Origin of the sequence: Streptomyces sp. NPDC098789, from assembly GCF_044759975.1 — a bacterium.
Lineage (GTDB): Bacteria > Actinomycetota > Actinomycetes > Streptomycetales > Streptomycetaceae > Streptomyces.
This window is the reverse complement of sequence record NZ_JBIWAJ010000007.1, coordinates 206,493-220,885: the sequence shown is the minus strand read 5'-3', so window position 1 is coordinate 220,885 and position 14,393 is coordinate 206,493. Positions and strand designations below refer to the sequence as shown.

14 protein-coding genes are annotated in these 14,393 nt (G+C 72.8%); 3 read left to right on the top strand and 11 right to left on the bottom strand.

The genetic code is table 11. The annotated features are described in order from the left end of the window. Positions 1 to 238: 238 nt before the first annotated feature. Together ACIQWR_RS17425 and bldG are read right to left on the bottom strand one after the other, a co-directional pair. The gene (locus tag ACIQWR_RS17425) at positions 239 to 706 is read right to left on the bottom strand and encodes an ATP-binding protein (protein WP_404009891.1); all 468 of its coding nucleotides are present in this window, start codon (positions 704 to 706) and stop codon (positions 239 to 241) included. An 85-nt stretch (positions 707 to 791) separates the two neighbouring features. Beyond that, positions 792 to 1,133: an anti-sigma factor antagonist BldG gene (gene bldG, locus ACIQWR_RS17420; protein ID WP_008743037.1), complete on the bottom strand. Its 342-nt coding sequence runs from the start codon at positions 1,131 to 1,133 to the stop codon at positions 792 to 794. Between the two features lie 81 nt (positions 1,134 to 1,214). Between bldG and ACIQWR_RS17415 the strand changes: the two genes are divergently transcribed. Beyond that, positions 1,215 to 3,671 (top strand): DEAD/DEAH box helicase, encoded by a 2,457-nt coding sequence (locus ACIQWR_RS17415; protein ID WP_404009888.1) that lies wholly within the window; start codon positions 1,215 to 1,217, stop codon positions 3,669 to 3,671. Here ACIQWR_RS17415 and ACIQWR_RS17410 read toward each other — a convergent pair. The 7 genes from ACIQWR_RS17410 to ssd all read right to left on the bottom strand — a co-directional run bounded on the left by ACIQWR_RS17410 (position 3,648) and on the right by ssd (position 8,912). Then, positions 3,648 to 4,175, bottom strand: a complete 528-nt coding sequence (locus ACIQWR_RS17410; RefSeq protein ID WP_404009886.1) for an Rv3654c family TadE-like protein — start codon at positions 4,173 to 4,175, stop codon at positions 3,648 to 3,650. The genes ACIQWR_RS17415 and ACIQWR_RS17410 overlap by 24 nt on opposite strands. Continuing rightward, positions 4,172 to 4,480: a TadE family type IV pilus minor pilin gene (locus ACIQWR_RS17405; RefSeq protein WP_404010139.1), complete on the bottom strand. Its 309-nt coding sequence runs from the start codon at positions 4,478 to 4,480 to the stop codon at positions 4,172 to 4,174. Before ACIQWR_RS17405 ends, ACIQWR_RS17410 begins: the two co-directional genes overlap by 4 nt. 169 nt (positions 4,481 to 4,649) lie before the next feature. After that, a complete protein-coding gene (locus tag ACIQWR_RS17400; protein ID WP_404010136.1) occupies positions 4,650 to 4,838 on the bottom strand; it encodes a DUF4244 domain-containing protein in 189 nt (62 codons plus the stop codon). Between the two features lie 45 nt (positions 4,839 to 4,883). Next, positions 4,884 to 5,696 (bottom strand): type II secretion system F family protein, encoded by an 813-nt coding sequence (locus ACIQWR_RS17395; protein ID WP_404009883.1) that lies wholly within the window; start codon positions 5,694 to 5,696, stop codon positions 4,884 to 4,886. After that, entirely contained in the window at positions 5,696 to 6,583 is an 888-nt protein-coding gene (locus ACIQWR_RS17390; RefSeq protein ID WP_404009880.1) for a type II secretion system F family protein, read from the bottom strand. Before ACIQWR_RS17390 ends, ACIQWR_RS17395 begins: the two co-directional genes overlap by 1 nt. Then, positions 6,580 to 7,728, bottom strand: coding sequence for a TadA family conjugal transfer-associated ATPase (locus tag ACIQWR_RS17385; RefSeq protein ID WP_404009877.1), 1,149 nt, complete (start codon positions 7,726 to 7,728; stop codon positions 6,580 to 6,582). Before ACIQWR_RS17385 ends, ACIQWR_RS17390 begins: the two co-directional genes overlap by 4 nt. Beyond that, positions 7,725 to 8,912, bottom strand: a complete 1,188-nt coding sequence (gene ssd / locus ACIQWR_RS17380; protein WP_404010134.1) for a septum site-determining protein Ssd — start codon at positions 8,910 to 8,912, stop codon at positions 7,725 to 7,727. The genes ACIQWR_RS17385 and ssd overlap by 4 nt, the downstream gene beginning before the upstream one ends. A 700-nt stretch (positions 8,913 to 9,612) precedes the next feature. Between ssd and ACIQWR_RS17375 the strand changes: the two genes are divergently transcribed. Beyond that, entirely contained in the window at positions 9,613 to 10,491 is an 879-nt protein-coding gene (locus tag ACIQWR_RS17375; RefSeq protein ID WP_354380695.1) for an HAD-IB family hydrolase, read from the top strand. A 499-nt stretch (positions 10,492 to 10,990) separates the two neighbouring features. Here the strand turns inward: ACIQWR_RS17375 and ACIQWR_RS17370 are convergent, their stop codons facing one another. Next, on the bottom strand, positions 10,991 to 11,860 hold the full coding sequence (locus tag ACIQWR_RS17370; RefSeq protein WP_404009875.1) for an oxidoreductase: 870 nt from the start codon (positions 11,858 to 11,860) through the stop codon (positions 10,991 to 10,993). 109 nt (positions 11,861 to 11,969) lie between these two features. Between ACIQWR_RS17370 and ACIQWR_RS17365 the strand changes: the two genes are divergently transcribed. Beyond that, the gene (locus ACIQWR_RS17365) at positions 11,970 to 13,022 is read left to right on the top strand and encodes an ATP-binding protein (protein ID WP_404009872.1); all 1,053 of its coding nucleotides are present in this window, start codon (positions 11,970 to 11,972) and stop codon (positions 13,020 to 13,022) included. Here ACIQWR_RS17365 and ACIQWR_RS17360 read toward each other — a convergent pair. Beyond that, positions 12,988 to 14,298: a hypothetical protein gene (locus ACIQWR_RS17360; RefSeq protein ID WP_404009870.1), complete on the bottom strand. Its 1,311-nt coding sequence runs from the start codon at positions 14,296 to 14,298 to the stop codon at positions 12,988 to 12,990. The two genes, ACIQWR_RS17365 and ACIQWR_RS17360, sit on opposite strands and share 35 nt — an antisense overlap. Positions 14,299 to 14,393: the final 95 nt, after the last annotated feature.

The following is a 14,393-nucleotide window of genomic DNA, read 5'->3' as shown; positions in this document are numbered from 1 at the left end:
AAAACAGTGGGCGGGAATCAGAATTGGCCTGCTCTTGCTCCTCACCAATAGATCGCGTCACGCCAATACCCTCGAAAGTGGTAATGGGGCAAACCCATTGACCGGTCGCGCGGCGTTGCCGGATCACCGGGATTCGATCTAGAAAAACAAAAAAGGCCCTGCTCAGCAGGGCCTTGAAAAAATATCGGAAGATGGGATTAAAGATCTATGGGAGGTCCATGCGGGAAACACGGGCGGACTAGGGGAGTTCGGAGGCTCCGGTCGTCGGCCAGCTCATCCTGATGACACCGCCCGATTCCCCACTGGTCACTTCGACGTCGTCGACGAGCCCACTGATCACCGCGAGGCTCATCTCGTCCTCGCTGTCGGTGGTGTCGGCGTCGTCCACCGCCGCGGCGGAGTCCGGGTCGGCGTCCGCGTCGGCCGAAGAAGGCGTGGCGGTGCCACCGGGCGGCCCGGGGACCTCGTCACCGACCTCGATGGAGAAGACCTTCTCCTCGTCGGTCAGCACGACGCGGACGGGAGCGGTCAGCCCGTTGCCGCGGTGCAGCCCGACGGCGCGCGAACAGGCCTCGCCCACGGCGAGTCTGACCTCGTCGAGGACGGCCTCTTCCACGCCGGCCCGGCGGGCCACGGCGGCCGCGACCAGACGGGCAGTCCGGACGTGTTCGGGTTGAGCGCTGAAGCGGAGTTCAACGGTGGCCATGCGCGTCCCCCTCGGACTACGGGCGTGCCTTGCAGGGGCCCGGGCCGTATGGCCCGGAACCCCCCGCTCCTACTGGCGGGATCCGTCAGTCGGTGGCGTTGACGGCGTCTTCCACCGTGGTGTGGATCGGGAACACCTTGGTGAGACCGGTGATGCGGAAAATCTTGAGGATGCGCTCCTGGTTGCACACCAGGCGCAGCGAGCCCTCGTGCGCGCGGACGCGCTTGAGGCCTCCCACGAGCACACCGAGGCCGGTGGAGTCGAGGAAGTCCACTCGCTCCATATCGACAACCAAGTGGTAGCTGCCGTCGTTCACCAACTCGACCAACTGCTCGCGCAGCTTGGGCGCGGTATACACATCAATCTCGCCACCGACCTCGACGACTGTGCGGTCGCCAACTGTGCGAGTCGACAGGGACAGGTCCACGGATCCTCCAGCACCTTGCTATCGAGCGGCGCCCCCCAGGGGCCTCCTCACCCGAAGGTAGAGGAGGGATTGGCTGCCGCGATGGCATTCAATCACTTACCGGCAGGCGCGCACGACGCCTTGGGACCATTGTCCCGCACACCGGTGACACACTCACTTCGGATGTCCCATACTCCCCGTCCCGGTCGGCCCACGGCAGCCGCGGACTCACGACCCGGCCCCGACACGGTCCTGGACCGCCTGTCACGGGGGCCTTCGCGAGCTGCGCGCATCACCCATACGGAGCACTTGCCCCCTCGGGAGGGCCGTCATGCGGTCTGGCCCGATCGCATCCGAACTGATGTCGTAGCCGCGATCCAGGCAGCGGGCATCGAACACCCGTGGGCACACCAGGCCGCCGCGGCCGAGCTCGCCCTCGACGGCGAATCCGTGATCGTCGCCACCGGTACCGCCTCCGGCAAGTCCCTGGCCTACCTCGCCCCGGTGCTCAGCGCCCTCGCCGACGGCGCCGAGGCGCCCAACGGTCGGGGCGCCACCGCCCTGTACCTCGCCCCCACCAAGGCCCTGGCCGCCGACCAGCGGCGCGCCGTGCGGGAGCTGGCCCGGCCCCTGGGAAACGCGGTCAGGCCCGCCGTCTACGACGGGGACACCCCCGTCGAGGAGCGCGAATGGGTCCGCCAGTACGCCAACTACGTGCTCACCAATCCCGACATGCTGCACCGCGGGATACTCCCGGCCCACCCCCGCTGGTCCTCCTTCCTGCGGGCCCTGCGCTACGTGGTCATCGACGAGAGCCACACCTACCGCGGGGTCTTCGGCTCCCACGTCGCCCAGGTGCTGCGCCGCCTGCGACGGCTGTGCGCCCGTTACGGCTCCGATCCGGTCTTCCTCCTCGCCTCGGCCACCGCCACCGATCCGGCCGCCTCGGCGAGCCGACTGACCGGCACGAACGTGACCGAGATCACGGACGACGCCTCTCCGCGCGGCGAGGTCGTCTTCGCCCTGTGGGAGCCGCCGCTCACCGAGCTGCGGGGCGAGAAGGGCGCCCCGGTGCGCCGCACGGCCACCGCGGAGACCGCCGACCTGCTGACCGACCTGGTCGTCCAGGGGGTCCGTACGGTCGCCTTCGTGCGCTCCCGGCGCGGCGCCGAGCTGATCGCCCTGATCGCCCAGGAGCGCCTCGCCTCCGTCGACCGCTCGCTACCGCCCCGGGTGGCCGCCTACCGGGGCGGCTACCTGCCCGAGGAGCGCCGGGCCCTGGAGCGGGCCCTGCACTCCGGCGAGCTGCTCGGGCTCGCCGCCACGACCGCCCTGGAGCTGGGCGTGGACGTCTCCGGCCTGGACGCCGTCCTGATCACCGGCTACCCGGGCACCCGGGCCTCCCTGTGGCAGCAGGCGGGCCGGGCCGGACGCTCCGGCCACGGCGCCCTGGCGGTCCTGGTCGCCCGGGACGACCCGCTGGACACCTACCTGGTCCACCACCCCGAGGCCCTGTTCCAGCAGCCGGTGGAGGCCACCGTCCTGGACCCCGACAACCCGTACGTCCTCGCCCCCCACCTGTGCGCGGCGGCGGCCGAGCTGCCCCTGACCGAGCCCGACCTGGCCCTCTTCGGCCCGGCCGCCCGCGACCTGCTGCCCCAGCTCGAAGCGGCGAAGCTGCTGCGCCGCCGGGCCACGGCCTGGCACTGGACCCGCCGGGAGCGCGCCTCGGACCTGACCGACATCCGGGGCGGCGGCGGGCGCCCGGTGCAGATCGTCGAGGCCGCCACCGGCCGGCTGCTCGGCACCGTGGACGAGGCGGCCGCCCACACCGCCGTCCACGACGGCGCCGTCCACCTCCACCAGGGCCGCACCTACCTGGTGAAGAACCTGGACCTGGAGGACTCGGTCGCCCTCGTCGAGGAGGCCTCCCCGCCCTTCTCCACCACCGCCCGCGACATCACCTCCATCTCCGTCCTGGACACCGACACCTCGATCCCCTGGGGCCCGGCCACGCTCTGCTTCGGGTCGGTCGAGGTCACCAACCAGGTGGTCTCCTACCTACGGCGCAAACTGATCACCGGCGAGGTGCTCGGCGAGGCCAAGCTCGACCTGCCTCCGCGCACCCTGCGCACCCGGGCCGTGTGGTGGACGGTCACCGAGGACCAGCTCGACGAGGCCCGGATCAATCCGGAGATCCTCGGCGGCGCCCTGCACGCCGCCGAGCACGCCTCCATCGGGCTGCTCCCGCTGTTCGCCACCTGCGACCGCTGGGACATCGGCGGCGTCTCCGTGCCGCTCCACCCGGACACCCTCCTTCCGACGGTCTTCGTCTACGACGGCCACCCCGGCGGTGCCGGGTTCGCGGAGCGGGCCTTCCACACGGCCCGCGCCTGGCTGACCGCGACCCGCGACGCGATCGCCGCCTGCGAGTGCGAGGCCGGCTGCCCGTCCTGCATCCAGTCCCCCAAGTGCGGCAACGGCAACGACCCCCTCCACAAGCGCGGCGCCATCCGCCTCCTCACCCACCTCCTCTCAGCGGCCCCACCGCCGCCCTAGCCAGCCCCAGGCCGAGGTCTGGGCCGAGGTCTGGGCCGAGGTCTGGGCCGAGGTCTGGCCCGGGGCCCGGCCCGGGGGTCCGGCCCGGGGGTCCGGGCGGGGGTCCGCGCGCGAGGTGGACCGCGGGGCGTAAGGGCCGGCCGGGGCGAAGGCCACCCCGAGGCCCATCCGTGGGTCCGACCCCGGGCCCGCGCGTGCGGTGGACCGCGGGGCGTAAGGGCCGGCCGGGGCGAGGGCCGTCACCTGCGCGACCTCGCCCGAGACCGTGCAGGCGGCCATCCGGGCGCCCTGTGCCACCGCCACCCGCAGCGCCGCCGCGCACGCGGCCGCGGGGCCGTGGGTCCAGCTGGCGGCGGCGGCCAGGGCCGCCAGGTCGGCGGCGGCCGCGGCCCGGTGCCGGGCCACCACCGCCTGGCCCAGCAACAGCACGCCCCCGAAGACCGCCACGAGCGCCGTGGCCACCACGGCCGCCCACACCGTGGCCGAACCCCGCTCCCGGCTCACGGCGGCGGCCCCACGCTGTCCTCGGCCAACGCCACCGCCTGGGCCCCCAGCCGCACCGACAGGGCCCGCGGGCCCGGCGCGGGCGCACTCACCCTGACCCGCCACAGGTCACCCGCCCGCTCCAGCTCCACCCGCGCCCCCGCCGGGGCGGCCTCCCGGGCCGCCGCGAGCGCCACCTCGACCGGCTCGGTGCGGGCCGCCACCCGAGCCCCGGCCCGCGCCGCGTCCACGCACCGGATCTGCGCGGCCGCCGCCATCAGCGCCCACACCAGCAGCGCCGCGAAGAGGACCAGGGCCGGGATCACCAAGGACGCCTCCGCCGTCACATATCCCCGGTCACCCATTTCACCGGACCGCCCGCACTCCCCGGACGCACCGTCAGAAAGGCCGCCCCGAAACCGATCAGAAGCTCCGTCAGAAGCCTCGTCAGAAGCACCGCCGGAAGGGACGCCAGAAGGGCCATCGGAACGGTGATCAGAAAGGCGCATCGAGTGCCTTCCCGATGGTCGACTGGAGCGCCGCCGCGACGACGTCACTCGTGACCACCTTGTACAGAACGGCGGCGAACGCACACGCCGCGATCGTGCCCATGGCGTATTCCGAAGTCGACATTCCCGCGTCCCGGCAGCGGCCCCGCAGAGCCGACCGAACACGCACCCACATGATCCTCACGACAACCTCCTGTGAATTTTAGTAACTGATGTGATTTCAGTTGCCCGAGAGCAGACCGGAAGCCATTCCGATCACCACCGGAGCCACCCCTACGGCGAGAAAGGCGGGGAGGAAACACAGCCCGACCGGAGCGGTGATGAGTACCGAGACCCGCTGCGCCCTGGCCCCCGCCCGCCGGGCCCGGTCCTCGCGGACCCGCGCCGCCAGCCGCGACACCTGCTCCGCCGCGGGCGCCCCGGTCCGCGCGGCCCGGTCCAGGTACTCGGCGAGCTCCCGGGCGTCCGGCAGCCGGGCCAACCTCCCCCACGTCCCGCCCGGTTCACCGCCAAGCCGCAGCTCCGCCCCGGCCAGGGCCAAGCACTCGCCCACCGGCCCGCCCAGCGACTCCCCGACCACCTCGGCGGCCTCCACCGGCCCGGCGCCGGCCGCCAGGCACGCGGCCAGCAGGTCCGCGGCGAGGGGCAGCTGACGCGCCGCTTCCCTCAGCTCCTCCCCCTCTCCCGGCGACGCCCGCGCCCGGAGCTGCCACCTGCCCACCCCGAAGGCCGCCGCGCACCCGACCACCCCACCCACCGCCCCGCCGACCAGGACCCAGCCGGCCAGCAGCGCGCCGAGCGGCCCCGCCCACACCCCCGCCACGCCCCTGACCCGGCTCCCGAACCCGGGCCCTCGGCGCACCCGCTCCACCCCGAGGAGCACCGCGATCCTGCGCCGGGCCGCCCGACCGCGGACCCGTGCGCCCAGCACCGCCCCCAGGCACATCACCGCTCCCGCGATACCGAGCGCCGTCCCCAGCCTGTGGACGAAGAGCGGGGAGTGGACGGAGAGCTGGACCGCGACGCCGCCCATCACCGCTCCCCCGCCCGCATCAGCCGCCGGCACCACAGCAACCCGAGCGCCTCCAGGACCCCGCCCACCGCCAGACATCCCAGACCCAGCGGGGTGTGGAGCAGCACCCGCACGGGATCGGCGCCCATCACGGTCCCCATCAGCAGACCGACCAACGGCAACAGCGCGAGCACGACCGCGGTGGACCGCGCCCCCGCCAGCTGGGCCCGCAGCGACTCCTCCTGGTCCCGCTCCGCCCGCAAGGCCCCCTCCAGCCGCTCCAACCCGGCCGCCAGCCCCGCTCCGCCGTCCAGCGACACCCGCCAACAGGCAGCCATCCCGGCGAGCCCCTCCGCGCCCGGCTCCCGGGCCGCCGACCGCAGCGCACCGGCCACGTCCCCGCCGAAGGCCGCCGCGGCCAACAACCCCGCCTCCGCCGCGCCCGGACCTCCCGGTCCGGCCACCGTGCGGCGCATGGCCGCCGTCAGCGCCTGCCCCGGCTGCGCCCCGGAGCGCAGCTCCGCCACGACCGCCCCGCACAGCGCCGCCACCTCCGCGGCCCGCGCGTCCCGGGCCCGGGCCCGCCGACGCGCCCTCAGGAGCCCGCGCACCAGCGGCACCGCCACCGCGCCCGCGACGAGCGGGATCACCGATCGGCCCAGCAGCGCGAGGACCAGCCCGACCAGCAGCGCGCCCCACTCCGGCCGGCGTGCCGCCCGTACCCGCGCCGCGGCGAGCACCCGCTCCCACGGCACCGGCCCACCGGGCACCACCGGTACCGCCCCGGCCAGCAACAGCCGGGCCCGCCGGGGCCCCCGGTCGCCCCCGGCCAACGCCCAGGCCGCCGCCCCGCCGCACAGCGCCGCGGCGAACACCGGAGCCGACACCAGCGACGTCCCCGCGCTCACCGGACCCCTCCCAGCAGCGGGCGCAGCCGCTCCCAGCCGGCCTCCCGGACGAAGCCGCGCGGTCCCCAACGCAGCGCCGGTACCGTCATCACCAGTCCGGCGGGGTCCCGCTCCAGCACGTGCACCTCGGCCACCCGCCGCCGCCCGCCACGGTCCCGGACGAGATGGATCACCAAGGACAGCGCCGACGCCAACTGACTGTGCAGGGCCGCCCGGTCCAGCCCTGCGGCGCTCCCGAGCGCCTCCATCCGGGCCGGGACGTGCGCGGCGGCATTCGCATGGACGGTCCCGCAGCCACCCTCGTGCCCGGTGTTCAACGCGGCCAGCAGGTACGCCACTTCGGGCCCCCGCACCTCACCCACGACCAATCGGTCCGGGCGCATCCGCAGCGCCTGGCGGACCAGGTCCGCCAAGGTGACCAGGCCGGCGCCCTCCTGGTTGGCGGGTCTGGCCTCCAACCGCACCACATGCGGATGGTCGGGACGCAGCTCGGCCGAGTCCTCGGCCAGGACGATCCGCTCACCCGGCCCGACCAGCCCCAGCAAGGCGGAGAGCAGGGTGGTCTTCCCGGTCCCGGTGCCCCCGGAGACCAGGAACGAGAGCCGGGCCTCGACCAGGGCCCGGAGCAGCCGCTGCCCACCCGGCGGCAGCGTCCCCGCGGCCACCAGCTCGTCCAGGGTGAAGGCCCGCGGCCGCACCACCCGAAGCGACAGACAGGCCGACCCCACCGAGACCGGCGGCAGCACCGCATGCAGCCGGGTCCCGTCCGGCAGTCGCGCGTCCACCCAGGGCCGCGCATCGTCGAGCCGGCGCCCCGCTACGGCGGCCAGCCGCTGCGCGAGCCTGCGCACCGCCTCGGCGTCCGTGAAGGTCACGGAGGTCAACTCCAGCCCTCCGCCCCGATCCACCCACACCCGGTCGGGCGCCGCCACCAGGACGTCCGTCACGCCGGGATCGGCCAGCAGCGCCTCCAGCGGTCCCGCGCCGACCAGCTCGCACCGTAGCTCCTCGGCCGCCCCCAGCACTTCCGCGTCCCCCAACAGGCGCCCCTGGGCCCGCAGCGCCGCCGCCACCCGGGCCGGGGTCGGCTCCGCACCGCTCTCCGCGAGCCGCTGGCGCACCGCGTCCAGCAACCCCGCGGTCATCCCGTCACCCCCTGACCGCTGGAGACGGACGCCCGCTCCCAGAAGCCGTCGCAGAACCGCGCCAGCGCGCCCCGGGAGCGCGCCCCGGGCGTCTCCCCCTCGGCCACCCGCCCCGGCAGCCCCACCTCCAGCGGCACCTCCCCGGCCAGCGGCACCCGCAGCAGCTCGGCCACCTCCTCGGCGTCCAGCCCGCCCGGGAGCCTCCCCCGGACCACCACCCGCACGTCCCGGGCCACCATCCGCACCCCGGCCGCCACCCGCCCGGCGGCGGCCACCGCCCGCAGCTCACCCGGCACCACGAGCAGCACCAGGTCCAGCTGGGCCAGCACCTCGGCCACCCCCTCGTCCACCCGGCGCGGCAGGTCGACCACCACCACCCCGCCCCGGCGGCGCGCGGCGGCCACCACGGACCGCATCGCGGCGGGCGGCACCACCACCCGGTCCCCCCGGTCCCAGCTGAGCACCCGCAACGCGTGCAGTTCCGGCAGCGATTCGGCCAGCGCATCACCGCCGACCCGGCCGCGCGAGCCGGCGAAGTCCGGCCAGCGCAGCCCTTCCGCGCCCTCACCCCCGAGCAGCACGTCCATCCCGCCGCCCAGTGGGTCACCGTCGATCAGGAGGGTCCGCTCCCCGGAGGCGGCGGCCCGCACCGCCAGGGCGCAGGCGAGCGTGGACGCCCCGGCGCCGCCGCTCCCGCCGATCACCCCGACCGTGAGCGCGGGCCGTCCGGCGCCCTCCACCACATCGGCGATGCGGTCGACGAGCCGGCCCTCGGCGTCCGGCAGCCACAGGACCTCCTCGGCCCCGATCTCCACGGCCCGCTGCCACACCAGCGGATCGTCCAGGTCCCGGCCGACGAGGAACACCCCGTCCCTGCGGGGCGCCCCGCGCACCCGCCGGGCGGCGTCGTCTCCCACCAGGACGAGCGGCGCGGCCTCCCAGCCGACCCCTGCGGCGCCACCGGGACCCGCTCCACGATCGGCGCGGCCCGCGCCACCACGATCACCCCCGAAGGATCCGGCGCCTCCGACAGCTCCGACGACTTCATCGGCTCCATCGCGCCCCGCGACCCACGCCGTTCCGCTTTGCTCGGGCACCGAGTGCGCCACATGGGGCTCGGCCCCCGCGGCGGCGCACAGCCGCAGCAGGTCGTCGAGCAGCAGCGGGTCCTCCGTGATGATCAGTGGTCGGCCACCGCCACCGAGCGTCCCGGACCGCGGACCACCTCCCCGCCACCCCGGCCGACCACCGGCGGAAGCCGTCCGCGCCGGCCCCGGCCGCGCCCTCGCACCGATCCCGACCCCGCCCCGCCGCCCCCGGCTCCTCGCCCCGGCGACCGGGTCCACCACCTGTGCCACCGACGCACCGGGCGAAGAACCAAACGAAGAGCCGACCGACGTACCGGTCGTCGATCCGGCGAACGATCCAGCCATGATCTCCACCCATTTCTCACCGCAAATCCCGGGTCGTGGACTTCACGCCCGGAATCACCGTGCAGCGGAGAGGGGAAATCAAGTGGATCTTGCTCGAAAACTGTGGACAAGAACTCGCCTGTGAATAACTCCGACACCCACACGGGTGAGTTCAGAGCGCCGCGGAACGACTACGCACCGTCACATGTCTGGGGAGGTATGGGCCTTCGCCACGCAGGCCCACCGAGCGAAGGGGGCCAGAGGAATGATCACTTGGGGCCGAAGGCAGGGACGCGAACCGCGTCCGGACATGCGACGACCCCCGCCGGGGGGGAGAGCGGGGGTCGTCCCCACGGTCCGACTCGGGGGGGGAGGAGCCAGACCGGGTTAGCACGGTCGCGAACGATCCGTGACTTCCATGGTGTACCCGAGAGCCTTCTTAGGCAAACCCACGCGCCACACCTTACGCCGAATGGTGGGCGCATATGCTCGGGGCGTGGAAAACCAGCCCTTGCCGCACTCCTTGCCTCGCACCGCTGCCTTCTTCGACCTGGACAAGACCGTCATTGCGAAGTCCAGCGCCCTGACGTTCGGGAAGTCCTTCTACCAAGGCGGCCTGATCAACAGGCGAGCGGTGCTGCGCACCGCGTACACCCAGTTCATCTTCCTGGCCGGCGGCGCCGACCACGATCAGATGGAGCGGATGCGGGAGTACCTCTCCGCGCTCTGCAAGGGGTGGAACGTGCAGCAGGTCCGGGAGATCGTCGCCGAAGCCCTGCACGACCTCATCGACCCGATCATCTACGACGAGGCCGCCTCGCTCATCGAGGCCCATCACACCGCGGGCCGCGACGTGGTGATCGTGTCCACCTCCGGCGCGGAGGTGGTCGAGCCGATCGGCGCGATGCTCGGCGCCGACCGGGTGGTCGCCACGCGCATGGTGGTCGGCGAGGACGGCTGCTTCACCGGCGAGATCGAGTACTACGCCTACGGACCCACCAAGGCGGAAGCGGTGCGGGAGTTGGCCGAGTCCGAGGGCTACGACCTCGCGCGCTGCTACGCCTACAGCGACTCGGTGACGGACATCCCGATGCTGGAGGCGGTGGGCCACCCGCACGTGGTCAATCCCGATCGGACGTTGCGGCGCGAGGCGATCGCCCGCGAGTGGCCGGTCCTGGTCTTCAACCGCCCGGTCCGGCTCAAGCAGCGACTGCCCGGACTCTCCATGCCCGCCCGGCCCGCGCTGATCGCCGCCGCGGCCGTCGGCGCCGCCGCGGCCACGGCGGGCCTCGTCTGGTACGCCAGCCGCCGCCGGGCGAACGCCCTCGCCGCGGTGACCGGTTCGGCCTGACCCCGCCCCGCACCCGCCCCCACCCCGAACCCGGCCCGCCTCCGAACCCGGCTCCGCCCGGAAACCCGGCCCGCCCGAACCCGCCGAGGTAGGCCCTGACCAGCACGGACACGGCATGTCCGATTCACACCGGTACGCCCAGGAAAGTAAAGAAGTGAGGCTAGGGGTTCCGCTTACCTCGGAAGCGGGGTACAAATGAGTCAACGGCCCGCGAGACCAAAGAACATCCGAGAGGATCATCTTTAACCGCAGTAAGGCCCACGGACCGAGCAGAACGCATGAACGCCGAGCACCCACGCGACGTCGACCCGTCGATTACGGGCCAGCCGCACCAGGTGACGGGCAGAGTTCCCGACCTGATGGGCAATCTTCGAGGACGCTTGGTAACTGGGCGTAAATGCCAGCGGCGACACCAGAGCAAGACGGTGTCGCCGCATCCCTTTGTCGGCCTTCGGGGCGTGCACCCCGAGGACCGCGCGACCTCTTGGACCGTGCGCCCTCAGGCCGCCCCGCGCTGGAGCGCCTCGCACACCGCCGTCGACTCGCGGACACCCAGCTCGACCGCCCGCCCGCAGTGTGCGATCCAGGCGGCCATCCCCTCCGCGGTCCCGGACACGTAGCCCTCGAAGGCCGCCAGGTACGCCGCCGACCCCTGCTCGGCGTGGCCGACCTCCGCGGGGCAGATCGCCTTCGGGTCGAGGCCGCTGTTGATGAGCACGATCCGCTCGGCCGCCCGCGCGACCAGGCCGTTGTGCGAGCCGAACGGCCGCAGGGCCAGCAGCTCTCCGTGCACCACCGCCGCCGTGACCAGGGCCGGCGCCGAACCCCCGCCGATGATCAGGCCGGACAGCCCTTCGAGCCGCCCCGCGACCTCCTGCGCGTCCGGCAACGCAAGCGTCACCAGCGGCTCGTCCACCGGCTCACCGGCCAACCTCGGCCGCCCCACGATGTCACCCGCGTGCGGGAGGGCATCGGAGCCCCGCTCCGACCCCGCCGCCGCGCCCGCCTTGACCTGCCCCACCGCCACCAGGTGCAGCCGCGCGAGCACCCGCATCGGTGACTGCCGCCAGATGCTCAGCAACTGCCCGGCCTCGGCGGTGAGCCGCAGCGCCGCGCCCACGGTCCGCGCCTGCTCCTCCGAGCCGAAGTCACTGCGCCGCCGGACCTCTTCCAGCGCCCAGTCCGCCCCGGACAGCGCGGCGCTGCCGCGCGCGGCGCGCAGTGCGGCCTCCGAGGTGATCTCCCCGGCCCGTCGGCGCATCACCCGGTGCCCGTAGACCCGGTCCACGGCCTTGCGTACGGAGTCCACCGCGTCCGGGACGCCGGGGAGCGACGTCAGGGCGGCCAGCGGGTCAGAAGCGCTACTCATAAGTAGGGAGCCTACGCACTGCCCACCCATAGCACCGACCCCTCCTTGGAGTGGTCTTCTTCACTCACATCGACCACGACGTGCGATCAACTGACTACGCTTGGTGAACATGAAGATCGCTTTCGTGGGAAAGGGCGGCAGCGGCAAGAGCACGCTGTCCTCCCTCTTCATCCGCCACCTCGCAGCCAATGAGGCCCCCGTCGTCGCGGTGGACGCCGACATCAACCAGCACCTGGGCGCCGCGCTCGGCCTCACCGAGGACCAGGCCGCCGCGATGCCCGCCATGGGCGCGCACCTGCCGCTGATCAAGGAGTACCTGCGCGGCTCCAACCCCCGCATCGCCTCCGCCGAGGCAATGATCAAGACCACCCCGCCCGGCACCGGCTCGCGCCTGCTGCGCGTCGCCGAGGACAACCCCGTCTACGACGCGTGCGCCCGTACCGTCACGCTCGACGGCCACGAGGAGGGCGACGTCGAGTACGTCCGACTCATGGCGACCGGGCCGTTCACCGAGTCCGATCTGGGCGTGGCCTGCTACCACTCGAAGGTCGGGGCGGTCGAACTCTGCCTGAACCACCTCGTGGACGGACCCGACGAGTACGTCGTCGTCGACATGACGGCCGGTTCGGACTCCTTCGCCTCCGGCATGTTCACCCGCTTCGACATGACCTTCCTGGTCGCTGAACCGACCCTCAAGGGCGTCTCCGTCTACCGCCAGTACAAGGAGTACGCGCGGGACTTCGGGATCACCCTCAAGGTGGTCGGGAACAAGGTCCAGGGCCAGGACGACGTGGACTTCCTGCGCGCCGAGGTGGGGGACGACCTGCTCGTCACCGTCGGGCACTCCGACTGGGTGCGGTCGATGGAGAAGGGCCGTCCGGCCCCCTTCGACCTGTTGGAAGCGACCAACCGGGTGGCCCTGCAGGTCCTGCAGGACGCGGCCGACGACTCCTACGCCGGACGCGACTGGGCCCGGTACACCGAGCAGATGGTGCACTTCCACCGGAAGAACGCCGAGAGCTGGGGTAACGCGAAGACCGGGGTCGACCTGGCGGACCAGATCGACCCCGACTTCGTGCTGCACGAGCGGCTGGGTCAGCAGCGGACCGGGGTGCCCGGTGGGCCGCTCAGCTCTCCTCTGCCGACTCCGCAGCCGGCTTGACGCCCGCGGGCGCCGCGGGAGCGGAGGGCGGGGTGGCCGGCGGACCCGCCGTCAGGAACTTCGTCCAGCCCTCCTTCGGCGCCTGGCCGACGTCGAGCGTGCGCATCCACTCCAGGGCCTTGGGGTCCTGCGCGTCCAGCCAGTCGGCCAGCTCGCGGAAGGTGACGCAGCGGACGTCCTTCTGCGTGCACATGCCCTTGATGGAGTCCTCCACGGCGCGCATGTAGGTGCCGCCGTTCCAGGACTCGAAGTGGTTGCCGATGATCAACGGCGCCCGGTTGCCGTCGTGGACGCGACCGAAGGCCTTCATCAGTCCGTCGCGCATCTGCTCACCCCAGTAGGCGTGCTGCGAGGGGTCGCCCTGGGTGGTCGTACCGGACTGGTTGACCAGGTAGTTGTAGTCCATGCTGAGCGTCTCGAACGCACGGCCCGGCATCGGCACCAGTTGGAGCGGCAGGTCCCACAGTCCGTCCGTCTTCTTCGGCCAGATCTGCTTGCTGATGCCGCTGGAGTCGTAGCGGAAGCCCATGTCCTTGGCCGCCAGCATGAAGTTCTTCTGGCCTTCGAGGCAGGGCGTCCGGGCGCCGATCAGTTCCTTGTCGTAGTCGAAGGGGAGCGCCTTCTCCTGCTTGAGGGCCGGGGTGTTCGTCTTCCAGGACTTGACGAAGGACTTGGCCTGGTTGATCTCGCTCTTCCACTCCTCCACCGACCAGGTGCCGACGCCGCCCTCGGGACCGCAGAAGTGGCCGTTGAAGTGGGTGCCGATCTCGTTGCCCTCCAGCCAGGCGCCGCGGACCTGCTCGGCGGTGTCCTTGATGCCCTGGAGATCACCGAAACCGATGTCCGAGCGGCCGGACGAGTGCTGGGGAGCGGTGTAGAGGGAACGCTTCTCCTCGGGGAGCATGTACACGCCGCTGAGGAAGTACGTCATCCGGGCGTTGTACTGCTTGCCGACCCCGCGGAAGTGCGAGAAGAGCTTCTGGCTGTCCTCGCCGGCCCCGTCCCAGGAGAAGACCACGAACTGCGGCGGCTTCTCGCCGGGCTTGAGCTTTTCGGCCTTGGCCACATGCGGCTGCGGGCCCGTGTACGAGGTCGAGCCGTCGCCGATCATCCGGAGCACGCTGCCCGGCGCCTCCGGCGCCGCCGCACCCTTCCTGACCTGCCCACCAGCGGAGCCGGTGGGCTTGACGGGCTCCGAGGCACCGCACCCGGTCACCCCCAGGGCCAGTGCCGTGGCGACCAGGCCGCCGGCGATCTTCTTCGTGGCGGCCATCATCCGCCCACCTCATCCCTTGCCCGTTTCGGTGTTCCGCACGTTCCGACCGAAACCTCGCACGCACCCCACCCCGGGATAGGTATGACAAGCCCGAC

Bases quoted from the DNA above. Each gene is read 5' to 3' on its own strand.
- ACIQWR_RS17425 (WP_404009891.1), bottom strand. From the start codon at position 706: ATGGCCACCGTTGAACTCCGCTTCAGCGCTCAACCCGAACACGTCCGG.
- ACIQWR_RS17415 (WP_404009888.1), top strand. From the start codon at position 1,215: ATGGCATTCAATCACTTACCGGCAGGCGCGCACGACGCCTTGGGACCA.
- ACIQWR_RS17400 (WP_404010136.1), bottom strand. From the start codon at position 4,838: ATGTGGGTGCGTGTTCGGTCGGCTCTGCGGGGCCGCTGCCGGGACGCG.
- ACIQWR_RS17395 (WP_404009883.1), bottom strand. From the start codon at position 5,696: ATGGGCGGCGTCGCGGTCCAGCTCTCCGTCCACTCCCCGCTCTTCGTC.
- ACIQWR_RS17385 (WP_404009877.1), bottom strand. From the start codon at position 7,728: ATGACCGCGGGGTTGCTGGACGCGGTGCGCCAGCGGCTCGCGGAGAGC.
- ACIQWR_RS17375 (WP_354380695.1), top strand. From the start codon at position 9,613: ATGGTGGGCGCATATGCTCGGGGCGTGGAAAACCAGCCCTTGCCGCAC.
- ACIQWR_RS17370 (WP_404009875.1), bottom strand. From the start codon at position 11,860: ATGAGTAGCGCTTCTGACCCGCTGGCCGCCCTGACGTCGCTCCCCGGC.
- ACIQWR_RS17365 (WP_404009872.1), top strand. From the start codon at position 11,970: ATGAAGATCGCTTTCGTGGGAAAGGGCGGCAGCGGCAAGAGCACGCTG.
- ACIQWR_RS17360 (WP_404009870.1), bottom strand. From the start codon at position 14,298: ATGATGGCCGCCACGAAGAAGATCGCCGGCGGCCTGGTCGCCACGGCA.